A 23,360-nucleotide genomic window follows, 5' to 3' on the forward strand; every position below is an offset into this window, starting at 1 on the left:
CCCGAGGGGGAACCGGGCCCGTCGTCCGTGTGGTGTCAGTTGCCGCCCGCCGGGGCCACCGTGGTGGTGGTCGTCGGCGCCGGGGACGGCGGGGTCGCCGCGCGCTCCTGGGTGGTCGACTGCTCCGGCGAGGTCGCCGTGCCTTCCGGCGCGGGACTCGTGTCGGTCGTCGCCTCCGCGGACTGCTGCTTCTGCTTCGATCCCTCCGGCGACGCCGGAGCCGGCGACTCCGGCCCGCTGCCGCCGGCCGACGGCTCGCTCGGAGCGGTGGGGTCGAGCGACTTCAGCGCGTCCTGGCGCTGCTGCACGAGCGGCGGCTGGTCCTCGGGCTGGACGGCCTGGATCTGCCCCTGCACGGTCTGCAGCAGCGACTGCGCCGTGGCGCGGTCACCCCGGGCGATCGCCTTGTTCGCCTCGACGATCGTGTTCCGGGCCTGCTCGGCCTTGACCACGTTGTCGGCGTGCGAGGAGAAGAAGACCTTCGTCAGCCCGAACATGGCGTCGCCGGGCTGCGCGGAGTGGATGGCCACGGTGAAGCCGGAGAGCGCGACCGCGATGGCGGCGGCCGCCACGGCGAACGGCATGCGTCGCCGGGCGCGACTGGCGCGCCGGTCACGTGCGGCGTGGCCGGCCTCGACGGCGTCGGCCGCCTCGTCGAGGGACACCAGCTCCGGCATGGGCTCGGCCTCGATGTCGGCCTTCCATGCGGCGAGGATCGCGGCCAGATGGTCGTCGTCCTGCCCGGGACGCCCGAAGACGTCCCCAGTACCCACCCCGCCACTGACCGCCCCGCCGGCGATCGCGTCGAGCAGGGCGTCGTCGGCCCGGACGGCGGCGAGGTCCACCGGCCCGTCGACCAGATCGTCACCCGCACCGAACGCGCGGTGACCACCCACCTAACTCACCTCTTCCGAGATCGCGGACACGGCGGTCCGCAGCTTCGACAGTGCGCGGTGCTGTGCCACCCGGACCGCCCCGGGCGTGGATTCGACCGCTTCTGCGGTCTCCTCCGCCGAGAGACCAACGACGACACGCAGCACGAGGATTTCCCTCTGTTTGGGCGGCAGCGTGTCGAGCAGTTGACCCATCTGGACGGAGAGAGCACCGTTCATCGCGCGCTGCTCCGGACCGTCGTACGGGTCCAGTTCCTCGGGCAGCTCGGAGACGGGTTCGGATCGGTTCCGCGCCACCGAGCGATGGGCGTCGACCACCTTGTGCGCCGCGATCCCGTAGACGAAGGCGAGGAACGGGCGGCCCTGGTCCCGGTAGCCGGGCAGTGCGGTCAGCACGGCGAGGCACACCTCCTGGGCCACGTCGTCGGCCGAGACCGACGACCGTTCCTGCCGGCCGATCCTCGCGCGGCAGTAGCGCACGACGAGCGGACGGATGATCGCGAGGACACGATTGAGAGCCGAGCGGTCGCCGTCGTTGGCGGCGGCCACCAGCCTCTCGAGGTCGTTCCCTGACTCGGTCATCGCTCCCCGTGGCCCCGGCGTTACGCGCGGCGGTGTGACCCGCAGGTCCACCTCGGTCCGCCGGGCCGCTTCGTGCACGGTAGGAACCGACGCGTTCGTCGTCCCGGAGGGGTCACCGTACCGTCCCCCCGGACGGCCCGCGCCATGTCCTGCGGACGGGTTCCCCCGATCCGGCACCCGCCACCGGTCCGCCGCGCGATGGGATGCACGCGGAGTGCCGATCGGCGGAGTCGGCACGTCGTCGGAGGCAGGCGGAGGACCCCCGACCGGGGGAATCGGCGAGCCCACCGGCGGGCTGAGCGGCGGCTGCCCTGCCGGCGGGTACGTCGGCGGGGACGCGGGATACGCCCCGGTCCCGGTCGCGGCGTCGGGCCGGCCGGGATGGACGGGACGGGGCCGCGCGGTCAGGAGACCAGACCCCGACGGAAGCCGTGCGCCACGGCCTGCGCACGGTCGCGGACGCCGAGCTTGCGGAAGAGCCGGCGCGCGTGGGTCTTCACCGTGTCCTCGGACAGGTAGAGCTCGCGGCCGATCTGGCCGTTGCTCTTGCCCTGGGCCATCCCGCGCAGCACCTGCAGCTCGCGCTCGGTGAGCTGCACCCCGGTGTCGGAGGGCGTGCGCGGGGCCGGCACGGAGGTACTGGCGAGGGTGTGGGCGAGGGCGGCGACCAGCTCGGGCCGGGAGGCGTCCCACCGCAGGTAGCCGCGGGCGCCGCCCGCGATCGCGGCGGCGATGCTGCCGGAGTCGTCCGGGGCACCGAACACGATGACGTTCGCCTGCGGGTGCGCGGCGACGAGCCGTCGGGTCGCCTCGACCCCGGTGGGCACGGCGCGCTGGGTCCCCACGAGGACGACGTCGACGCTCTGCCGGGAGAAGCGGGTGAGCAGCTCGTCGCCGTGGGCGACGCAGTCGATGCGGTGGACGCCGGGCACGGCCGACATGACGCGGGTCAGGCCCTCACGCACGCTGCGGCGGTCGTCGCAGATCAGGACCGTCGTCACGGAAGTTCCTCCCTGCAGCGTTCCTGCAGTCGCTTGGCGGGCACTACCGGTCATCGGCGCGCCGCCGCCCCGGCTTGAGTCGGATCCGCGGTTTTCCCGCGCCGGATCGACGACCGGTGCCATACCTGCTCCTCATCCGGTGATCCTGCGGCGACCGGACGACGTACCGCGCCGTACGACGTGGATGCCACCGGACCCCTCTCCCCTGTCAACGCGGCCGGGGGCGACCGGTCACGGCCACCCCCGCGTTCCCCCGCCGTATCCACCACCCACACGGAGCACCGGACACGGAGTGCTCAGGGAATGATCACGGATGGTGGTCGTTTCGGCAAGTCTTGTCACGCACCGGATTCGTTGACCGGTCTCGCTCGCGCGGTGTGTCGCGCATCTGGACGACCGACGGTCGATCGCGGAGGGGGTGATGGCTCACAACCGGATGTCTTGTCCGGGCCAGTACGACGGTCATAGGGTCGGTGCACGGTCGCCCTGCGCGCGATCGCAGGCACGGACGGTGACGAATCGGCCGGGCCCACCCTTCGTGGTGGAGGCGTCGTCGGGCTTGTACACCTCAGAGCCCGGCGTGGCCGCCACCCGCGTCAGGACGAGGAGGTGGTCGAGATGGCCGACGTCCGTCGACTCCCCGGCCCCAACGCCGATCTCTGGGACTGGCAGCTGCACGCCGCCTGCCGCGGCATGGACAGTGCGTTCTTCTTCCACCCCGACGGCGAGCGCGGTCCCGCCCGCGCGAGCCGGGAGCGTCGCGCGAAGGCGGTGTGCGAGGGCTGTCCGGTGATGGAGCCGTGCCGTCGGCACGCACTCGCCGCGGGAGAGCCCTACGGCATCTGGGGCGGACTCTCGGAGTCCGAGCGCACCGGGTCCCGCTCACGGGGCCGGGTGCAGGACATCGTCATCCGCTGAGGACGGCGGGTCCGCCCGCCCGGTCACGAACGAACGGCACTCCCGCAGCATCCTCGTACGCGGGAGTGCCGTTCCTTCGTTCCGCCCCACGGACACGGAACGGCCCGGCCGCCCCCGCGAGGGGGCGACCGGGCCGTTCGTCGTTCCCGACGTCAGCCGGACTCAGTGTCCGTGGCCGTGCCCGTGGCCGTGGCCACCGGCGGCGGCGGGCGCCTCCTCCTCGGGCTTGTCGACGACCGCGGACTCGGTCGTCAGCACCATGCGCGCGATCGAGACCGCGTTCTCCAGGGCGGAGCGCGTGACCTTGACCGGGTCGATGATGCCGGCGGCCATGAGGTCGCCGTAGGTCTCGCTCGCGGCGTCGTAGCCGGTCTCCCAGCCGCCGGCGGCGACCTTGGCCGCCACCACGGCGCCCTCGAGCCCCGCGTTGGCCGCGATGGCCTTCAGCGGCGCCGAGAGGGCACGACGCACGAGCGCGACGCCCGTGGCCTCGTCCCCGGTACGGCCGAGGCCGCCCTCGAGCTCCGCCGACGCGTGCAGCAGGGCCGCACCGCCGCCGGGCACGATGCCCTCCTCGACCGCGGCCCGGGTCGCCGCCACCGCGTCCTCGATGCGGTGCTTGCGCTCCTTGAGCTCGGTCTCGGTGGCCGCGCCGACCTTGATGACCGCGACGCCGCCGGCGAGCTTCGCCAGCCGCTCCTGCAGCTTCTCGCGGTCCCAGTCGGAGTCGGTCTCCTCGATCTCGCGACGGATCGTCGCCACGCGGCCCTGCACGGCGGCCTTGTCGCCCCCGCCCTCGACCAGCGTGGTGGCGTCCTTGGTGACCACGGCACGCCGGACGGTGCCCAGCGCGTCGAGGCCGGCCTCGGAGAGCTTGAGACCGATCTCGGGGTTGATCACCGTCGCGCCGGTGGCGGCCGCGAGGTCGTCGAGGAACGCCTTGCGGCGGTCCCCGAAGAAGGGCGCCTTGACCGCGCAGATGCGCAGCGTCTTGCGGATGGCGTTGACGACGATGGTCGACAGCGCCTCGCCCTCGAGGTCCTCCGCCACGATCAGCAGCGGCTTGCCGGACTCGACGACCTTCTCCAGCAGCGGGAGGAGCTCCTGGATCGAGGAGATCTTCTCGCGGTGCAGCAGAACGTGCGCGTCCTCCAGCACGGCCTCCATCGACTCGCCGTCGGTGACGAAGTAGGGCGAGAGGTAGCCCTTGTCGAACTGCAGCCCCTCGGTCACCTCGAGCTCGGTCGCCAGCGTCGAGGACTCCTCGATCGTGATGACGCCGTCCTCGCCGACCCGCTCCATGGCCTCGCCGATGAGGTCGCCGATCTCCTGGTCGCGCGAGGCGACCGCACCGACGGCGGCGATGCCGCGCTTGCCGTCGACCGGGGTGGCCCGCTCGCGCAGCACCTCGGTCACCTTCTCCGCGGCGGCGGCCATGCCGGCGCCGATGCCCATCGGGCTCGCCCCGGCCGCGAGGTTGCGCAGGCCCTCGGCGACGAGCGCCTGGGCCAGCACCGTGGCCGTCGTCGTGCCGTCACCGGCGACGTCGTTGGTCTTGGTGGCCGCGGTCTTCGCCAGCTGCACGCCGAGGTTCTCGAACGGGTCGTCGAGCTCGATCTCGCGGGCGATGGTGACACCGTCGTTGGTGATCGTCGGGCCACCGAACTTCTTGTCCAGCACGACGTGGCGCCCCCGCGGACCGAGGGTCACCTTCACCGCCGCCGCCAGCTGGTCGACGCCGCGCTCGAGGGCACGGCGGGCGGTCTCGTCGAACGTGATCTGCTTGGGCACTACCTGTCCTTCCTCACTGCGGACACACCACCGCCCCGGGACCCCGGACTGTCGGGATCACCGGGGCGGTGGCGGGAGCCTGCAGCGCTCTAGTTGACGACCGCCAGGACGTCACGCGACGACAGGATCAGGTAGTCCTCGCCGTTGTACTTGACCTCGGTGCCGCCGTACTTCGAGAAGATGACGACGTCGCCGACCGCGACGTCGAGCGGGATGCGGTTGCCGTTGTCGTCGACCCGGCCCGGGCCCACCGCGAGGACCTTGCCCTCCTGGGGCTTCTCCTTCGCGGTGTCCGGGATGACGATGCCGGACGCGGTCGTGGTCTCGGCCTCGGAAGCCTGCACCACGAGCTTGTCCTCGAGCGGCTTGATGTTCACGCTCGCCACGGGATGACCTCCACGATCTGGGGTCCAGCTGTACTGGATGGGTGGGGTGACGGCGCCCCGGAATCGACCCGTCGTCGCGGGTGCCGAGCCGGCTCCGGTGCCGTTCGATTTGGCACTCTACCGCCGCGAGTGCCAATCCATCAACGAGGGTCGTGCGGGTGCGTCGCCGCGCTCCGGCGCATGGTGTGCGCGTCCGCCCCGCTCGCGTAGTAGCGCCGCCGCGTGCCCACCACCTCGAAGCCCTCGGAGCGGTAGAGCGCCAGCGCGGGCCCGTTGTCGGTGCGCACCTCGAGGTAGGTGACCGCACCGATCGCGTCGGCGTGGCCGAGCAACGCGCGCAGCAACCGGCGGCCCACCCCGTGTCCCTGCACCGTCGGGTCCACCCCGATCGTGTGCACCTCGGCCTCGGCCGGCTCGCGGGAGAAGGCGGGCGCGGGCAGCAGGGCGATCCCGGCGTACCCCACCAGCTCACCGCCGGCGCGGGCGGCGACGTAGGGGTGCCCGGCGTGCAGCTCCGACCGGAACGCCGCCGCGCTCCACGGGTCGTCGCCCGGGAAGAGCACCGCCTCCAGGTGGGCGCACGCGACCGCGTCGGCGGGGGTCAGGGCGTCGAGGACGACCTCCCCCCGTGGCAGGAAAGCGTCGTTGCTGCCACCGGACGACAGCAACGACGCTTTCCTGCCATGGGGGTCGGGGTCGTCGCCGGCGGCCCCCGACCCGGTCACGCCCGCCGTCGGGGTCGGCGCAGCCGCGAGCGGCGGGACACCGATCCGGTCTCCTGCGGGCGCAGCCGTCGCAGCACCTGGCTGCGGTGGGTGCAGCGGCGCAGGAGCTCGAGCAGGGCCGCGTCGAACTCGCCGGGCTGCTCGAGCATCGCCATGTGCCCCGCACCCTCGAGCCGGAGCAGTTCCGCGCGCGGGAGCTCCGCCGCGATCACCTCGGAGTGCGCGTACGGGATCATCACGTCCTCGGTGCCGGCGGCCACCAGCACCTCGCACTCGGAGAGCCCCCGCAGGGCGGCCTTGCGGTCGTGGGTGGAGAGCGTGTTCGCGAACGAGGTCAGGACCGCCAGGGGCGTGGCGGCGATCGTGGAGTCGACGAGGTCGACCACGGCCGGGTCGACGTCGGGATCGCCGAACGAGAAGCGCTGCACCGCCGCCCACATGACGTTCCCGCCGAGGCGGCGGATGCGGTCGACGGTCTCGGGGCGCCAGTGTGCGAGCCGGCCGAGGACGTTGACGGTCGGGTTGCGGTGCGAGAGCACGGCGCGCTGCAGGCCCACGGTGCCGACGTCGCCGGCCGAGGTGGACACGAGGGCGACGCCGAGCACCCGTTCCCGGAACAGGGCCGGGTGGCGTTCGGCGAGCGCCATGATCGTCATGCCGCCCATGGAGTGCCCGACCAGGACGAGGTCGCCCTCCGGGGCGACGGTGCGGATGACCGCGTCGAGGTCGGCGCCGAGCTGCGCGATGGTGCACGCGCGGGCCGAGCACTGGCCGGAACGGCCGTGGCGGCGCTGGTCGTAGAGGACGACCCGGACGGCCGGGTCGGTGAGGCCCGCGAGCATCCGGCGCTGGTAGTGCCAGCAGCGGCGGTCGAGGGCGAACCCGTGGACGAGGACCACGGTGAGCTCCGGCCGCGCGCCCGGCGTCACGGGCTCGATCTCCTCCACCGCCAGCCGCGTCCCGTCGTCGGCCGCGACCGACGACTCGCGGCCCCGCGGGAGCATGCCCAGCTGCGACGGATGGGCGGACTCGGACTCCTCGAGCTCGGCCCGCGTGCGCACGACCCGGGACCGGGCGCGCCCGGCACCGACCGCGCCCACCGCGGCCGCGCCGCCGAGCACCGTGCCGGCGATCGCCCCGATGATCCCGCCGGTGTGCCGCCGGTCCTCGCTCATCGGTCGTCGCTCATCGCGCCGCCCGTCGAGCGCGCCGCCGCCGTCGTCATGACTGGGTCTCTACCACGTCCGCGCCCGATTCACCCCGGAAGTCGCTCAGCCCACCACGGTCCGGCGCAGCCGTGGCCGACCGCCGACGCCGGTGACGATCTCGTAGTGGATGGTCCCGAGCAGGTCCGCCCACTCCGCGGCGGTCGGCCCGCCGTCGCTCCCGTCGCCGAAGAGCAGCACCTCGTCGCCCTCGACCACGCCGTGCGCGGCGTCGCTCGGGCCGAGGTCGACCACCACCTGGTCCATGCACACCCGCCCGACGACGGGCCGGCGGACGCCGCCGATGCCCACCGTGAGCTTCCCCGTCGACCCGAGCAGCCGGGGCACGCCGTCCGCGTAGCCCACCGGCACGAGGGCGAGGGTGCGCTCGGTGGGCGTGGTCCAGATGTGCCCGTAGGAGACGCCCTCCCCGGCCGCGACGGTCTTGACCAGCGCCACCCGGCTGCGCAGCGACATCGCCGGTCGCAGGGCGGTCGGTTCACCGGGACCCGCGACCGGGTCGAGGCCGTAGACGGCGATGCCGGGCCGGACGAGGTCGCGGTGCAGGTCGGGCCGGGTCAGCGTGGCGGCCGAGTTCGCGACGTGCGCGAGCAGCGGCCGGTCCAGCCGCGTCCGCGCCGCGGCGTGCGCGGCGTCGAACCGGTCGGCCTGCACGTCGATCGTCGGGTGGGCGGGGGCGTCGGCGTGCGCGAGGTGGGTCCACACGGCGACCGGTTCGACCTCACCCGCCGCGACGTGGTCGGCGACCGCCTCCAGCAGGTCACCCCAGTCGCGCGGCGCGCAGCCGTTGCGCGAGAGTCCGGTGTCGATCTTGAGGTGCACCCGGGCGGCCCGGCCTGCGGCGCGGGCACCCGCGGCGACGGCGGCGAGGTGGCGGCGGGAGGCGACGCCGAGGTCCACGTCGGTCGCGACGGCGGGCGCGAAGTCCTCGTCCGGCACGTGCAGCCACGACAGGACCGGGGCGGTGATCCCGGCGGCCCGCAGCTGCGCGGCCTCCTCGAGGGTGCACACCCCGAGCCAGCCCGCCCCGGCGTCGAGCGCGGTCCGGGCGACGTCGGCCGCGCCGTGGCCGTAGCCGTCGGCCTTGACCACGGCCATCGTCGCCGCGCCCCGGGCGAGCCCGGCGAGGTGGCGGACGTTGTGGCGGATCGCGTCGAGGTCGACGCGGACCTCCGCGCGGGCGGACGTGCTCACGGTGCCTCCCGGATCGAGCGGATGGCCTCGGGCAGGGCCGCCTGGACGTGCGAGGCCGGGACGGGGGCGCCCCGCGCGCCCAGCTCGGCGGCGCGGGCGTGCACGAAGGCGGCGCAGCCGGCGGCGTCGAGGGGGTCGAGCCCGGCGGCGAGCAGCGCGCCCGCGACGCCGGACAGGACGTCGCCCGAGCCCGCCGTCGCGAGCCAGGAGGAGCCCGCGGGGTGGACCAGCACCCGCCCGTCGGGGGCGGCGACGACCGTGGCGTTGCCCTTGAGCAGCACGGTGATCCCGAGTTCGGCGGCGGCGCGGCGGGCAGCGCCGACCCGGTCGACCGCCGGGTCGGGCGGGTCGTCGAACGACGCGACGAGGCGCGCGAACTCCCCGGCGTGCGGGGTGACGAGCATCGTGGTGGCGGCGGCGCGGGCCCGCAGGTCGGCATCGGCGCCGAGCAGGGTGACCGCGTCGGCGTCGGCGAGCACGGGGACGCCGGCGTCCAGCACGTGGCGCAGGGTGTCCGCCCCGGCCTCGTCGGTGCCCAGTCCGGGACCGACCGCCCAGGCCTGCACCCGCCCGGCCTCGGCGACATGGTCGGTCGCGACGACCTCCGGCCAGGCGGCCCGGACCTCGTCGGCGGCGGACCCGGCGTAGCGGACCATGCCGCTGGTCGCGAGCGCCGCCGCGCCGCTGGCGAGGACCGCGGCCCCCGGATAGGTGGCGCTCCCGGCCGCGATCCCGACGACGCCCTGGGTGTACTTGTCGTCGGTGGGTCCCGGCACGGGCCACCGGGCGCCGACGTCGGCGGCCTCGAGCACCCTGACCGGCGGGTCGCCCAGCTCCGGGCCGAGCCCGATGTCGACGAGGGTGACCGGTCCGCAGCGCGCGCGGTTCAGCACGTGGACCGGCTTGCGGGCGCCGAAGGTGACCGTCGCCGCCGCGGTGACCGCCTCGTCGTGGGCGATCCCGGTGAGCGGGTCGACCCCGGACGGCGTGTCGATCGCGAGGACGGGGACCCCGGCGGCGGTCGCCGCGCCGACGAGCACGGGCGCGGGGTCACGCAGGCCGCCGCGGGCCGAGACCCCGACGATCGCGTCGAGGACGAGGTCGGCCCGGCCGATCGCGGTCACGGCCGGCTCCACCTCGGTCAGCACCCGTGCCCGGGACGCCCGCAGCGCCTCGAGCCCGGCGGGGTGGGCACGGTCGGGATTCAGCAGGACCGCGGTGACGGCGACCCCGCGGCGGCGCAGGTCGACCCCGGCCCAGAGCCCGTCACCGCCGTTGTTGCCCGCCCCGACGAGGACGACGACCCGCCGCCCGGACGCTCCGCCCGTGCGCTCGGTGAGCAGCCGCAGCGCGACCTGCGCCGCGCCGTACGCCGCGCGGCGCATGAGCGCCCCCTCGGGCGTGCGGGCCAGCACCGGTTCCTCCGCGGCCTGCACCTGCTCGGGCGTCCAGACGCCGTACAAGGTGGCTCCCTCCGGTCGCCTGGTGAGCACTCATCCGCGCTACGACGCGGAGAAGTGCTCACATGCGCCTCTCACGATGGGCTCGCGAGGTGTCCTGGCGAGTGAGCACTTTTCCGTGCCATAGCACGGATGAGTGCTCACCTGCGCGCAGCGCACCTCCTACTCGACGGTCACCGACTTCGCCAGGTTGCGCGGTTTGTCGACGTCGTAACCGCGGGCCCGGGCGACCTCGGCGGAGAAGACCTGCAGCGGCACGGTGGCGACCAGCGGCTGGATCAGCGTCGGCACCACCGGGACCTCGATCAGGGTGCTCGCGAACGGGCGCACCGTCTCGTCGCCCCGCTCCGCGATGACGATGGTGCGGGCCCCGCGCGCCTGGATCTCGCGGATGTTCGACAGCAGCTTGGCGTGCAGGGTCGCCCGGCCCCGCGGCGACGGCATCACGACGACGACGGGGAGGTCCTGCTCGATCAGGGCGATCGGCCCGTGCTTGAGCTCGCCGGCCGCGAAGCCCTCGGCGTGCATGTAGGCGAGCTCCTTGAGCTTGAGCGCGCCCTCCAGGGCCACCGGGTAGCCCACGTGGCGGCCGAGGAAGAGCACCGCCTTCGAGTCGGCGAGCTCGCGCGCCAGCGCCCGCGTCGGCTCGACGGCCGAGGCCAGCACCTTCTTCACCGCGTCGGCGGAGGCGACGAGCTGGTGGTACTCGCGCTCCACCTCGTCGGCGTACTTCGTGCCGCGGTTCTGCGCGAGCGCCAGCCCGACGAGGTAGCAGGCGACGACCTGCGAGGTGAAGGTCTTCGTCGCCGCGACACCGACCTCGGGGCCCGCGTGGGTGTAGAGGACGGCGTCGGACTCGCGCGGGATCTGCGCCCCGTTGGTGTTGCAGATCGCGAGCACGCGGGCCTTCTGCTCGCGGGCGTGGCGGACCGCCTCCAGGGTGTCGGCGGTCTCGCCCGACTGGGAGATCGCGACGACGAGCGTGGACCGGTCGAGCACCGGGTCGCGGTAGCGGAACTCGCTCGCGACCTCGACCTCCACCGGGATGCGGCACCAGTGCTCGATGGCGTACTTCGCCAGCAGTCCCGCGTGGTACGCGGTGCCGCAGGCGACGACGAACACCTTGTCGATGTCGCGCAGCTCCTGGTCGGAGAGGCGCTGCTCGTCGAGGACGATGCGGCCGTCGACGAGGTGGCCGCGCAGGGTGTCCGCCAGCGCCGCCGGCTGCTCCTCGATCTCCTTCGACATGAAGAAGTCGTGGCCGCCCTTCTCGGCGGCGGCGATGTCCCAGTCGACGTGGAACGGGCGGGTCGGGGCGAGGTCGCCGTGGAAGTCGGTGACCACCGCACCCTCGCGGGTCAGGGTGACGATCTGGTCCTGCCCGAGCTCGACGGCGTCGCGGGTGTGGTCGATGAAGGCGGCGACGTCGGAGGCCACGAAGGTCTCGCCGTCGCCCACGCCGACGACCAGCGGCGACGAACGGCGCGCGGCGACGATCTCGTCCGGCCGCGCGGCGTCGGTGAACACCAGCGTGAAGGCGCCCTCGAGGCGGTTGACCACCCGCCGGACCGCGGCGGTGAGGCCGGCGTCGGGATCGTCGTCGAGGGCCCGGGCGACGAGGTGCGCCGCGACCTCGGAGTCGGTGTCGCTGGCGAGTTCCACGCCGGCGTCCTCGAGCTCGGCGCGCAGCGCGACGAAGTTCTCGATGATCCCGTTGTGGACCACGGCCACCCGGCCGGTCGCGTCGCGGTGCGGGTGGGCGTTGCGGTCGGTCGGCCCGCCGTGGGTCGCCCACCGGGTGTGGCCCATCCCGGTCCGCGCCGGGTGCTCGGCGTCCTCGGGGTTCGCGTCGGTGACCCGCACCAGGTTGTCGAGCGCCCCGGCCGCGCGGTGGACCTCCACCGTCGAGGCGTCCGGGGTCACCGTCGCGATGCCCGCCGAGTCGTATCCCCGGTACTCCAGCCGCCGCAGACCGCCCAGCAGGACGTCGCGTGCCGGGCGCCAGCCCACGTAACCCACGATGCCGCACACGGGCTCCGAGCGTAGGTGGACCGAAGTGGACCTTGACCGGCGGCCCTTCGCGGTCGAGCTCCGCCGCGCTCCGTCTCCCCGGGGGTGACCCAGCCGTCAGCGGCGTGTTCCAGCAGGCCAGCGCCGGTGGGGATGCACTACCGTGCCGCGCCATGGCCAGTGCGAAGCAGATCGTCGCCGAGCTCGGGCGCCCGGGCCCGCACCAGGTGCTGCGGGGGGAGCTGGCGCTGGTCGGCCTGCCCGGGGTGGTCTTCACCCCGACGGCGGGTGAGCTGCTCCCCGCGGTCGCGTTCGGCCACGACTGGCTGAACCCGGCGTCGCGCTACCTCGGCCTGCTGCGCCACCTGGCGTCGTGGGGGATCGTCGCGGCCGCGCCCGACACCGAGCGGGGCCCGTTCGCCTCGCACCGCAAGCTCGCGCACGACCTGCGCACCGCGCTCGACGTCGTCTCCACCGTGCGGCTCGGCGGCACGACCCGCGGTGCCGCGGTGAGCGTCGACCCGCGCAAGCTCGGCCTCGCCGGTCACGGCATGGGCGCCTCCGCCGCCGTGCTCGCCGCCGCGGCCCCGGCCCACGCCACCCGCGTCCAGGCCGCGAACGAGCCGTACTGGGAGACGGGCTCGGAGATCGCCGAGGCGCGCGGCCAGGTCGAGGCGGTCGCCACGATCGCGCTCTCGGAGTCCCGGCCCTCGGCCCAGGACGCGGCCCGCGCGGTCCACCGCCCCGGACTGCACATCGCGTTCGGCAAGGACCTCGTGGCGCCCCCGGCGGCGGGCACCGAGCCGGTCGCCGCCGCGTGGGCGGGCCCGTCGGTCATGCGGACGATCAAGAAGGCGAGCCACCTCGGGATCGTCGAGGGCAGGCACTGGAGCGACCTGGTGCTCGACGGCAAGGCCGACCTCGGCGTCGGGACCACGGTGAAGGGCCTGCTCACCGCGTTCCTGCTCCACCACCTGAACGACGAGAAGCGCTACGCCGACGTGGTCGACGGCGCGGTGAAGGGCACCGACGTGCGGGTCTACCGGGAGTCGTCGACCGTCTAGGCACGCCTGCCGTCAGCGTTCCGCGTCCCCCGGGAGCGACCCGTCCGTCGCGGGGTCGTCCTCGTCGTCGGCCACGGCTCCGCCGAGACCACCGAGGGCGGCCAGGATCTCCGGCAGGGCGAGCAGGTCGGCGGGGAGACCCCCCTCCGCGGCGGGTTCGCCGACGTCGGCGGCGGCCCCGGAGAGGCGACGCAGCATCCCGAGCCGGTCGGCGAGCTCGCGCCAGGTCTCCGCGATGGCCGCGTCGGTGCGGTCGGCCACCGCGAGGTAGCGCTGCAGGTGCGCGTCGAGCGCGGCCGCCCAGGCGCGGGCGGCGGCGGGCACCGCGCCGGGTCCGGGCGGCGGTCCCGGGTCACCCGCGCCGAGCGCCCGGGCGGCGGCCGCCCGGTCGGTGACGTCGTCGGCGACGGCGAGCCCGGCCGCCTCCACGGTCTCGGCGGTCTCCGCGAGCAGCGTGACGACCTCCTGCGCGGCCCGTCCGAGGGCGACCACCCGGTCGGCGACCTCCTCGGCGGACGGCCCGGACCATCGCTCCCACAGCGTGCCCGCCTCCTCGGCCAGCGCGCGGTGGCGGGCCCGGACGCGGTCGGCGGCACGGCGCAGGTCCTCGGCGCCCGCGGCGATCGCGGCGAAGCGGATGCCGCGCTGCGCGGCGTGGCGCGCCCGCAGACCGGCGACGTCGACCGGCGGCGCGGGCAGCCCCGCGGTCCCGGCCAGCGCCACGCGGGCCGGCAGCGCGGCGGCGATCCGGTCGATCGCGACGTCGCCCGCGGCGAGCAGGGCGTCGGAGGTGTCCGCGCCCAGCTGCGCGAGTCGCCGTGGTGGCGGGACCGCGGACAGCGGTCCGCCCCCGCGTCCGCCGTCACGCCGTGTCACGGGCTCCAGGGTCCCCCACCGCGTCGGCCGGTCCCACACCGGCCCCGGCGGCGGGGGGCCTAGGCCCGGACGCCCGCGACCAGACCCGCGAGGCGTCCGGCGACGTCCCGGGCGGTGTCCTCGGTGGGCGCCTCGACCATCACGCGCACCACCTGCTCGGTGCCGGACGGCCGCAGGAGCACCCGGCCCCGGCCCGCCAGCGCGGCCTCCTCGGCGGCGACCGCGTCGGCCACCTGCGAGGACGTGCCCACCGCGGCCTTGTCGGCGACCGGCACGTTGACCAGCACCTGCGGCAGCCGCTCGACCACGCCGGCCAGCTCAGCGAGCGGGCGCCCGGTGGTGGTCATGCGCGCCATCAGCCGCAGCGCGGTGAGCAGGCCGTCGCCGGTCGTGGCGTGCGAGGGCAGCACCACGTGCCCGGACTGCTCGCCCCCGAGCGAGAACGAGCCCGACCGCAGCTCCTCCAGCACGTAGCGGTCGCCCACCGCCGTCGTGCGGACCGCGATCCCGGCGTCCTGCATCGCGAGGTGCAGCCCGAGGTTGCTCATCACGGTGGCGACGAGGGTGTCGCCCGCGAGCTCGCCGTCGGCGTGCAACGCCAGCGCGAGCACGGCGAGGATCTGGTCCCCGTCGACGACCGACCCGTCGGCGGCCACCGCGAGGCACCGGTCGGCGTCGCCGTCGTGGGCGATGCCGAGGTCGGCGCCGTGCTCGACGACGGCCTTCGACAGGCCGTCGAGGTGGGTGGAGCCGACGCCGTCGTTGATGTTCCAGCCGTCGGGCTCGGCGGCGACCGTCGTCACCCGGGCACCGGCCCGCTCGTAGGCCCGCGGGGCGGCGAGGGAGGCCGCTCCGTGCGCGCAGTCGACGACGACGTGGAGCCCGTCGAGCGCGTGCGGGGTGGCCACCAGCAGGTGGTCGAGGTAGCGATCGAGGGCGTCCGGCACGTCGGTGACCCGGCCGATCGCGTGCCCGGTCGGCCGACGGTCCGGCTGCGTCACCCGGTCCAGGTGCGCCTCGATGTCGTCCTCGAGCGCGTCGGGCAGCTTGTGCCCGCCCGCGGCGAACAGCTTGATGCCGTTGTCGGGCATCGGGTTGTGCGACGCGGAGATCATGACGCCGAGGTCGGCCCCGAGCGTCGCGGTGAGGTGGGCGACCGCCGGGGTCGGCAGCACGCCGACCCGCCGGACGTCCGCGCCCGCCGCCGAGAGGCCGGCGCACACGGCGGCCTCGAGCATCTCGCCGCTGGCCCGCGGGTCCCGGCCCACGATCGCGACCGGCCGCGCCGCCCCGTCGACCGGACGGCCCCCCGTCGCTGCGCTCGCCCCGCGCACGACACCGCCCGCGTGCTCGACGAGCACACGGGCGGCAGCGGACGCGACGGAGAGCGCCAGCTCGGGGGTGAGGTCCGCGTTCGCGAGGCCGCGGACGCCGTCGGTCCCGAACAGGCGACCCATCAGCGCTTCGAGTACTGAGGGGCCTTCCGGGCCTTCTTCAGGCCGTACTTCTTGCGCTCCGTGGCGCGCGCGTCACGGGTGAGGAAGCCGGACTTCTTCAGACCGGGACGGTCCTCCGGGTCGACGATGATCAGGGCCCGGGCGATCGCCAGGCGCAGCGCGCCGGCCTGGCCGGAGGTCCCGCCACCGTGCAACCGCGCGAAGATGTCGAACTGCTCCGTGCGCTCGGTGTCGACCAGCGGCTCACGGATGAGCTGCTGGTGAACCTTGTTCGGGAAGTACTCGTCGAACGCCTTGCCGTTCATCGTCAGCTTGCCGGTACCCGGCACCAGACGGATGCGGACCACGGCCTTCTTGCGGCGGCCGACGGTCTGGATCGGACGGTCGAGCGAGGCGAACACCGGGGCCGGAGCGTCGCCGAAGACCTCGGCCCCCAGCTCGTCGTCGCTCTCGGCGAAGTCGGCGGAGTCCAGGTCCGCGGCCTCGGCGAGCGACTGCCCGCCTTCGGGCGCCTCGGACGTGACCTCGTAGTCGGTCTCGTTCTCGACGTTGTCGTCGGGGGTGGTCACTGGCTCACCTGTCGAATCTCGAACGGAACGGGCTGCTGGGCGGCGTGCGGGTGCTCGGGGCCCGCGTAGACCTTGAGCTTGGACGCCATGGCCCGGCCCAGACGGTTCTTGGGCAGCATGCCCTTGATGGCCTTCTCGACCAGGCGGTCCGGGAAGCGCTCGAGCTCCTCGCCCACGGTGCGCTTCTTCAGCCCGCCCGGGTAGCCGCTGTGGTGGTACACGAAGCGGTCGTCCCGCTTGTTCCCGGTCAGGGCCACCTTCTCCGCGTTCACGATCACCACGAAGTCACCGGTGTCGACGTGCGGGGCGTAGGTCGGCTTGTGCTTGCCCCGCAGGAGCTGGGCGGTCTGGCTGGCCAGCCGGCCGAGCACGACGTCGGAGGCGTCGATGACGTGCCAGGCGCGATCGATGTCGCCGGGCTTCGGACTGAACGTGCGCACGGAAGCTACCTCGTCACGGTCATACTGGGTCGGTACGTCAGGTGGTGACACTCGCGGCGGTCGTCCCGAAGGGAATCCACACGCTGCATCACCTTCGCGGCAGACGTTCACCGCGCAACGACTGTTCAGAGTACGCGGCTGCCCGCAGCGGCCCGGCACCCACCCCCGTCAGTACCGGGCGGCGTTGCGTTGCTCCACCGCGCGGTAGGTCTGCTCGGCCTGTCCGAGCCGTCCCCCGATCAGGCCGAGGACCTGCGCGAGGTCGGCCCAGGCGGTGTCGATCTCCCGCTGCCGGGCCCGGTACTGCTCGGCGGCCGCACCGGTCCAGCTCGCGACCAGCGGCGCGAGACGCCGCTCGAGGTCGTCGAGCTGCCCCCGGATGCGGGTCGCGGAGGCGGTCACGTTCTGCTGGGCGGCGGAGAGCTCGCCGAAGGTCACCCGGATCTCGTCCACGTCCGTGCCCCCTCAGTCCAGCGCCCGGCCGATGCGCGAGGTCGAGGTCGCGACCTCGTCCTCGGCGGCCCGGTAGCCGACGGCGGAGGCCTGCACGGACTCCGCGATGGCGCCGAGGGCGGCGTTGATCCGGTTCGCGTCGTCGTTCCAGCGCGCCATCAGCGTGGTGAAGGCGGTCGACGCGTCGCCCCGCCAGCTCGCCTCCAGGGGCACCAGCTGCCCGCGCAGCTGCGCGAGCTGGGCGGTGATCTGGTCCCGCACCTCGAGGACGTGCTGCCCCGCCCCCTGCATCACCTGCGTCTCGGTCCCGAACTGCCCCGCCATCCGAACTCCTCCCGCCGACCTGCTGCCTGCCGACGACGGTGTCATCCCGACGGCGGCCGCGGGGGCGGTTTCGCATAAGTCGTGCCGGCCGCGCTCACGGCGGGCTGCGCAGCGTCCCCACGACCCGTTCGCACGCCGCGAGCACGGCGTCGCGCGAGGTCTCGTCGTGCCGACAGCCCACCGAGAGCTGGGTGGGGCCGAGGAAGAGCACGACCCAGTCCACCGTCGTCCCGGGCACCGGCACCTGCCGGTAGGTCGCCGCCTCGCGCCCGGCGAACGTCGTCTCGGGCTGCAGGTCGGACACCCCTCCCCCGGCCGCCCGCGCCGCCTCGAAGCCCGCGAGCAGTTGCGCGCGGGCGCCCGCCGCGTCCGGGGAGGCGAGCGCGCTCTCCTGCACCGCGATCAGGTTCGGCCCCGTCGGCTGACCGACCGGCCGGATGCGGCTGCGGCGGAACTCGGCGTCGGAACCGTCGGTGGTCCACCCCGCCGGGAGCTCGTAGGCGTGCGCGAACACCGACACCACGGTCGGGGACGTCGCCCCGGCGGTGGGTCCGTCACCGCCGCGCAGCCCGGCCACCACCAGGATCACGACGACGACCGCCACGGTGGCCACGGCCACCAGGCCCGCCCGCCGCCGGGCGCTCCAGCTCGCCGGACCGCCCTCGGGGGTCTCGACGCGGGCCGGGAGCCGGCCCGCGGGCACGAGCTCGTGGGCGATCCGCACGGTGGGGCCGTCGGGATCGAGCCGGGGGGTCGGCGGGGGCGCCGGCGGGGCGGGCGCTGCGACCGCCACCGCCCGCACCGGGGGAGGCGGTGCCGCGACGGGCGCCGGCCAGTCCGGGAGCAGCGCCGGCCGGGCGGGGGCCGGGGCGGCGACGGCCGGGGCGGATGCGGCGGCCAGCAGCGCACCGCGCGCGACCACGGTGCGCGGGTCGGCGGGGACGACCGGCGGCACGCCGAGCTCACGGTGGACCAGGGTCGCCAGCAGGGGCGTGCGCGCGAGCCCGCCGACGAGGCGGACGTCCGCGAGCCGGGACGCCGGCACGCCGGCCTCGTCGAGCACGCCGGCGAGCAGGGCGACGAGGCCCGCGCACGGCTCCCGGAGGAGATCCTCCAGCTCGGTGCGCGAGCACCAGGCCGTGCCCGCCGCGCCCGGCAGCGGGACGTCGGCCTGCTCGGACCCGGAGAGCCGTTCCCGGGCGTCGCGCACGTCCTCGACGAGCACCTGGCGGTGCCGCCGGTCGGGCAGGGACGCCCCGTCGACCACCGCGCGCACCCGCGTCACGTCCGGGGTGGCGTCGGTGAGGCCCGCGAGCACGTGGGCGAGGACCAGCTCGTCGGCGTCGTCCCCGCCGAACCGGTCGGCGGCGCGGTGGGCGAGCAGCGCGCCGGCCGGGTCCACGACGGCGGCGACCGCCCCGCGGGCGCCGACGTCGAGCAGGGCGGTGGGTCCTCCGCGGCCGGTGGGGCGCATCCACCGGGCGTGCGCGGCCGCCGCGACGGGCTCGGCCACCAGGGACAGCTCGGCGGCGAGCCCCGCGCCCGCGCGGCGCAGCACCTCGCGGCGGCGGGCACCCCACGACGGCGGGTGGGTGAGCACGAGGAGGTCGGGCCGCTCCCCGCGCAGGGCCGACCGGGCCCGGTCGACGGCGGCCGCGAGCACGGCCCCGAGCGCCTCCACGACGCCGACGGTGCGCGTGCCGAGCAGCAGGGTGTCGGCGTCGATCCACCGGCGGGGCCGGGGCTCCAGCCGGGTCGGGTCGGCGGCCGCCCGCGCACGGGCGGCCCCGCCGGTGACCAGCGCGGCGTCGTCCGGGGCGAAGACCGCTGCGAGGTCCGGCTCGAGCTCCACGGCGTCGGCGCCGCCGCCCGGGTCGACGACGGTCACGACCGTGGTGTCACCGAGGTCGACGGCCACCCGCCGGCTCACGCGCCCCCACCCCCGCCGTCGGGAACCGCGGGAACCGGCCGGACCGGTGTCTCCGGGTCGCGCCAGGCGAGCTGGACGAGGGTCTCGCCGCGCCGGGTCACCAGGACCGCGCGTCCCGGCGGCCGCGGGCCCGGGCGGGCGGTGCCGACCAGCGGGCCCTCGTCGCGGCTCCCGTGGCCCACGAGGCCCGGGGTGGCGAGCTCGCGCAGCCGGGCGAGCACCGGCTCGAACATCGCGCGGGACGTGCCGCCGACGCGCCGCGCCACGACCACGTGCAGGCCGACGTCCTTCGCCTGGGGGAGCAGGTCGAGCAGTGCGGTGAGCGGGTTGCCGGTCGCGGTGGCCACCAGGTCGTAGTCGTCGACGAGCAGGAACACCTCGGGACCGGTCCACCAGGAGCGGGTGCGCAGCTGCTCGGGGGTGACGTCGGGGCCGGGGAGCCGGCGCCGCAGCGACGCGACGAGGTCGGTCATCGCCTCGGTCAGGGCGTCCGCGGTCGAGGTGTAGCTGATGAGGTGCTCGGAGTCGACGGCGCCGAGCAGCCCGCGGCGGTGGTCGACGATCATCAGCCGGGCCTGGGCCGGCGTGTACCGCGTGACGACGTGGTGGGCGAGCAGCCGCAGGAACGACGTCTTGCCCGACTCGCCGTCGGCGTAGACCAGCAGGTGCGGGTCCGCCGCGACGTCGAGCAGCACGGGCGCGAGCCGGTCCTCGTCGACCCCGATCGGCAGCAGGTGGCGCTCGCCCTCCCCCGGGCCCGGGAGCGCGGCGACGTCGACCCGCTCGGGCAGCAGCTCGACCGGCGCCAGCCCCGCTCCCGGCCACGCGGCGGCGACGGCGGGCACGAGGTCGGGCTCGGGCAGCGCGACGAGGACGTGGCTGCGGTCGGGGGCGATGCCGTGGCCCGGCCGTCCGGTCGGCACCGCGGCCGCCACCCGCCGGTCGACCTCGGACTCGCCGGGGTCGCCGAGCCGCAGCTCGATCCGGGTCCCGAGCAGGTCCTTCAGCGCCGGGCGGAGGTCGGCCCAGCGCCCGACGCCGATCGCGACGTGCACGCCGTAGGACAGGCCCGTCGTCGCGAGGGTGATCACGGTCGACTCGAGACCCTCGTGGTCGGCGCGGAACGCGTGCCAGCCGTCGACGACGAGCACGAGGTCGCCGAACGGGTCGGGCAGGTCCTCACCACGGCGCCGCCGCTCCCGCAGGTCGGCCACCGAGTCGATGCCCCGCTCCCGGAACCAGCGCTCGCGGGCCGTGGCCACCGCGGCGACCTCGGCGACGACCCGGCGGACCAGGTCGGTGTCACCGTGCCCGGCGACCGTCCCGACGTGCGGGAGCCCGGCGAGCCCGGCGAGCGTCCCGCCGCCGAGGTCGACGACGTGGAAGCCGAGTTCGTCGGGGGTGTGGGTCAGCGCCGCCGAGCAGACGAGCGTCCGCAGCAGCGTCGAGGTGCCGGCCCGCGGTCCGCCCGCCACGCCGACGTGGCCCGCGGCGCCCGACAGGTCGGCCCAGAGCACCTCCCGGCGCTGTTCGTAGGGCCGGTCGACGAGGCCGAGCGGCAGACGCAGCGTGCCGTTGGCCGGGAAGCCGGGGGCCCGGCGGCCGCGGTCGGTGTCCTGCAGCGGCGGGAGGAGCGTGGTCAGCCCGACCGGCCCGGCGAGCGGCGGCAGCCAGACCTCGTGGGCGGGCGGGCCCGCGTCGCGCAGCCGGTCGACGACGGTGTCCAGCACGCTCGGGGCGGCGTCGTCGGGCTCGTGGTCGGGCGCGGCCGGGACGACGACGGGGCCGCCCGGCGGGTCGACCCAGCCGCCGTGGAAGGGCCGGGGCACGGCCCGCCGTCGGGACCCGGCGGGAGCGGTCCGCCGGCGGGCCCCGCCCGGGCGCCGGACCGGCCCGGAGACGTAGCCCGCGGTGAACCGCACCATCGTCGAGGTGTCCGAGCGCAGGTAACCGGTGCCGGGCACGGCGGGCAGCGACGCCGCGTCCGGGACCCCGAGCACGGCGCGCGAGTCCGCGGCGGAGAAGGTCCGCAGCCCGATCCGGTAGGACAGGTGGGACTCGAGACCACGCAGCCGGCCCTCGTCGACGCGCTGCGAGGCGAGCAGCAGGTGGATCTGCAGGGAGCGGCCGAGCCGGCCGATCGCGGTGAACAGGTCGGCCAGGTCGGGCTTCTGGTGCAGCAGCTCGGAGAACTCGTCGACCACCACGAAGAGGGCGGGCAGCGGCGTCAGGTCGGCGCCGCGCTCCCGCGCCCGCTCGTAGTCGGCGACGCTCGCGAGGTTGCCCGCCGCGCGCAGCAGTTCCTGACGGCGGGTCATCTCCCCCGCGAGGGCGTCCTGCATGCGGTCGACGAGCGCGAGGTCGTCGGCGAGGTTGGTGATGACGGCGGCGACGTGCGGCGCGTCCGCCAGCCCGGCGAACGTCGCGCCACCCTTGAAGTCGACCAGGACGAGGTTCAGTGCGGCCGAGGAGTGGGTCGTGATGAGGCCGAGGACGAGGGTGCGCAGCAGCTCGGACTTGCCGGACCCGGTCGCGCCCACGCACAGCCCGTGCGGCCCCATCCCCTCCTGGGCGGCCTCCTTGAGGTCGAGCTCGACCGGCTCGCCGTCCTCCCCGAGCCCGAACGGCACGCGGAGGCGCTCGCGCGGGGCGCGGGGCCGCCAGGCGGCGCCGACGTCGAAGGTGTCCGGGGTGCCGGGCACGCCGAGCAGGTCGAGCAGACCCGGCGTCGTCGGCCCGGGGCCCTCGGGGGCGGAGGCCGGCGTGCGGCAGGGCGCGAGGCGGCGGGCGAGGGCCTCCGCCTCCGGCTCGCGCAGCACGTCGGGCCGGCCGAACCACTCCACCCCGACGTCGGTGGCCGCGCCGATCCGGTCCGTGTCCGGCCGCTCCGGGTCGGGCGCGACGACGAGCCGCAGGCCCCGGCGGGCCACCAGGGCGTCGAGCCGCCCGGAAAGGTCGACCAGGGTGAGGCCCACGAGGCCCTCGTCGGCGGGGTCGTCCCCGGCGGCGGGGTCGTCGGCGACGACGCCGCCGTCGCAGACCACCACGACGTGCGGCGCGGCCGGTGCGGCGCCGCGGCTGAAGCGGGCCCGGTCGGCGAGCTCGGGGGCGAGCCACGTCCGGACGGTGGCGAGCGAGGAGGCGATCATCCGCACCGGCCCGGCCCCGTCGTGCAGCCGCGGATGCGCGACGTGCGGCAGCCACTTGACCCACTCCCAGTCGCCGCGGGTGCGCCCGCCGGTCACGACGGCGAGCCGCAGGTCGTCCGGGGAGTGCAACGTGACCAGCTGCGCGACGAGGGCCCGCGCGAGCGCGAGGCGGCGCTCCCGGCCGACGGGGCTCGCGTCGGGGCCGGTGACCGCGACGGCGGCGAAGGCGCGCAGCGACACCGCGGTCGGGAGCGACTCGACCACCGAATGGGCCCGCACGAAGCGTCGCAGGGCCGCCGTCGTCACCGGCTCCAGGTCGGCGACCGGCCCGGTCTGCGGCGGGACGAGCGCCGTGGCCAGGCGCTGCGCGCCGCGCCCCACACGCACGTGCGCGAAGTCCGGGTCGCCGGGGCGGCGTTCCCAGGTGCGGGGGCCGCGGGCCAGCGTGACCAGCGCGCCCGGGTCGGGGTGCGTCCACTCCAGGCTCGCCCGCTGGTCGGTGGCCACCGCGCGTGTCCGGCGCCGGACCTGGGCGAGGTAGCGCAGGTAGTCCGCACGCTCGGCGTCGGCCTCGGCCCGCCGTTGCGCGCCCCCGCGGGAGAAACCGCCCGCGACCATCCCGAGCGTCGACAGCGCGATCATGCCGCCGAACAGCCACGACGTCGGGTTGTCGATCCCGAGCACCACGACGAAGCCCACCGAGGCGAGCACCATGACCACCGGCAGCAGTCGCGGCAGCAGGCCGGTGGGCGCGAGGCGCGGTTCCTCGGGCGGCGCCTCGAGCGCGAGCTCGCCGCCGGGCATGGCGGGCGCGGCCTCGCGCGGCCCGCGCCGGACGACCTGCGTGCCCACGCCCCTCCCCTCCGCGGCCGGCCCGTGCGGATCTCCGTGTTCGCCCCACCGCGGGTCGGT

Annotated in this window: 20 protein-coding genes; 2 read left to right on the plus strand and 18 right to left on the minus strand. The window is 75.6% G+C overall.

Annotated elements, in window-relative coordinates:
* Positions 1–35 precede the first annotated feature (35 nt).
* The 3 genes from QSK00_RS01870 to QSK00_RS01880 form a co-directional block, all read right to left on the minus strand.
* Positions 36–896 (minus strand): anti-sigma-D factor RsdA, encoded by an 861-nt coding sequence (locus QSK00_RS01870; protein ID WP_285586866.1) that lies wholly within the window; start codon positions 894–896, stop codon positions 36–38.
* Positions 897–1,475 carry a sigma-70 family RNA polymerase sigma factor gene (locus QSK00_RS01875; RefSeq protein ID WP_018330963.1) on the minus strand — a complete coding sequence of 193 codons (579 nt, stop codon included), beginning with the start codon at positions 1,473–1,475 and terminating at the stop codon, positions 897–899. It abuts the gene before it with no gap.
* Between the two features lie 404 nt (positions 1,476–1,879).
* On the minus strand, positions 1,880–2,476 hold the full coding sequence (locus tag QSK00_RS01880) for a response regulator transcription factor (RefSeq protein ID WP_018330962.1): 597 nt from the start codon (positions 2,474–2,476) through the stop codon (positions 1,880–1,882).
* Positions 2,477–3,094: 618 nt separating this feature from the next.
* Between QSK00_RS01880 and QSK00_RS01885 the strand changes: the two genes are divergently transcribed.
* Positions 3,095–3,394, plus strand: coding sequence for a WhiB family transcriptional regulator (locus QSK00_RS01885; protein ID WP_179795226.1), 300 nt, complete (start codon positions 3,095–3,097; stop codon positions 3,392–3,394).
* Between the two features lie 162 nt (positions 3,395–3,556).
* Here the strand turns inward: QSK00_RS01885 and groL are convergent, their stop codons facing one another.
* From groL to glmS, 7 genes are all read right to left on the minus strand, one after another.
* On the minus strand, positions 3,557–5,185 hold the full coding sequence (groL, locus tag QSK00_RS01890; RefSeq protein WP_285586872.1) for a chaperonin GroEL: 1,629 nt from the start codon (positions 5,183–5,185) through the stop codon (positions 3,557–3,559).
* An 89-nt stretch (positions 5,186–5,274) separates the two neighbouring features.
* Positions 5,275–5,571: a co-chaperone GroES gene (gene groES, locus QSK00_RS01895; protein WP_018330959.1), complete on the minus strand. Its 297-nt coding sequence runs from the start codon at positions 5,569–5,571 to the stop codon at positions 5,275–5,277.
* A 140-nt stretch (positions 5,572–5,711) separates the two neighbouring features.
* A complete protein-coding gene (rimI, locus tag QSK00_RS01900; protein WP_502872007.1) occupies positions 5,712–6,236 on the minus strand; it encodes a ribosomal protein S18-alanine N-acetyltransferase in 525 nt (174 codons plus the stop codon).
* Positions 6,237–6,292: 56 nt separating this feature from the next.
* Positions 6,293–7,471 carry an alpha/beta fold hydrolase gene (locus tag QSK00_RS01905; protein WP_285586875.1) on the minus strand — a complete coding sequence of 393 codons (1,179 nt, stop codon included), beginning with the start codon at positions 7,469–7,471 and terminating at the stop codon, positions 6,293–6,295.
* A gap of 96 nt (positions 7,472–7,567) precedes the next feature.
* Positions 7,568–8,716 carry an alanine racemase gene (gene alr / locus QSK00_RS01910; protein WP_285586877.1) on the minus strand — a complete coding sequence of 383 codons (1,149 nt, stop codon included), beginning with the start codon at positions 8,714–8,716 and terminating at the stop codon, positions 7,568–7,570.
* The gene (locus tag QSK00_RS01915) at positions 8,713–10,179 is read right to left on the minus strand and encodes an NAD(P)H-hydrate dehydratase (RefSeq protein WP_285586882.1); all 1,467 of its coding nucleotides are present in this window, start codon (positions 10,177–10,179) and stop codon (positions 8,713–8,715) included. The genes alr and QSK00_RS01915 overlap by 4 nt, the downstream gene beginning before the upstream one ends.
* Positions 10,180–10,338: 159 nt before the next feature.
* Positions 10,339–12,207, minus strand: coding sequence for a glutamine--fructose-6-phosphate transaminase (isomerizing) (gene glmS, locus QSK00_RS01920; RefSeq protein ID WP_285586886.1), 1,869 nt, complete (start codon positions 12,205–12,207; stop codon positions 10,339–10,341).
* A 152-nt stretch (positions 12,208–12,359) separates the two neighbouring features.
* Here glmS and QSK00_RS01925 point away from each other — a divergent pair, with 152 nt between their 5' ends.
* Positions 12,360–13,250 (plus strand): dienelactone hydrolase family protein, encoded by an 891-nt coding sequence (locus tag QSK00_RS01925; RefSeq protein ID WP_285586888.1) that lies wholly within the window; start codon positions 12,360–12,362, stop codon positions 13,248–13,250.
* A 12-nt stretch (positions 13,251–13,262) separates the two neighbouring features.
* Here QSK00_RS01925 and QSK00_RS01930 read toward each other — a convergent pair whose 3' ends face one another.
* The 8 genes from QSK00_RS01930 to eccCa form a co-directional block, all read right to left on the minus strand.
* A complete protein-coding gene (locus QSK00_RS01930) occupies positions 13,263–14,126 on the minus strand; it encodes a WXG100 family type VII secretion target (protein ID WP_285586891.1) in 864 nt (287 codons plus the stop codon).
* A 59-nt stretch (positions 14,127–14,185) separates the two neighbouring features.
* The gene (gene glmM, locus QSK00_RS01935; protein ID WP_285586893.1) at positions 14,186–15,583 is read right to left on the minus strand and encodes a phosphoglucosamine mutase; all 1,398 of its coding nucleotides are present in this window, start codon (positions 15,581–15,583) and stop codon (positions 14,186–14,188) included.
* Positions 15,583–16,152: a 30S ribosomal protein S9 gene (gene rpsI / locus QSK00_RS01940; RefSeq protein WP_285586895.1), complete on the minus strand. Its 570-nt coding sequence runs from the start codon at positions 16,150–16,152 to the stop codon at positions 15,583–15,585. The genes glmM and rpsI overlap by 1 nt, the downstream gene beginning before the upstream one ends.
* Complete coding sequence (rplM, locus tag QSK00_RS01945) at positions 16,149–16,592, minus strand: 50S ribosomal protein L13 (RefSeq protein ID WP_179795235.1); 444 nt, start codon at positions 16,590–16,592, stop codon at positions 16,149–16,151. The genes rpsI and rplM overlap by 4 nt, the downstream gene beginning before the upstream one ends.
* Positions 16,593–16,760: 168 nt before the next feature.
* Entirely contained in the window at positions 16,761–17,045 is a 285-nt protein-coding gene (locus tag QSK00_RS01950) for a WXG100 family type VII secretion target (protein WP_285586897.1), read from the minus strand.
* 12 nt (positions 17,046–17,057) lie between these two features.
* Entirely contained in the window at positions 17,058–17,369 is a 312-nt protein-coding gene (locus tag QSK00_RS01955) for a WXG100 family type VII secretion target (protein WP_285586898.1), read from the minus strand.
* 94 nt (positions 17,370–17,463) lie between these two features.
* The gene (locus QSK00_RS01960; protein WP_285586900.1) at positions 17,464–19,299 is read right to left on the minus strand and encodes a type VII secretion-associated protein; all 1,836 of its coding nucleotides are present in this window, start codon (positions 19,297–19,299) and stop codon (positions 17,464–17,466) included.
* On the minus strand, positions 19,296–23,300 hold the full coding sequence (gene eccCa / locus QSK00_RS01965; RefSeq protein ID WP_502871999.1) for a type VII secretion protein EccCa: 4,005 nt from the start codon (positions 23,298–23,300) through the stop codon (positions 19,296–19,298). Before eccCa ends, QSK00_RS01960 begins: the two co-directional genes overlap by 4 nt.
* Positions 23,301–23,360 lie beyond the last annotated feature (60 nt).

Origin of the sequence: Actinomycetospora sp. NBRC 106378, assembly GCF_030269685.1 — a bacterium.
Taxonomy (GTDB): domain Bacteria; phylum Actinomycetota; class Actinomycetes; order Mycobacteriales; family Pseudonocardiaceae; genus Actinomycetospora.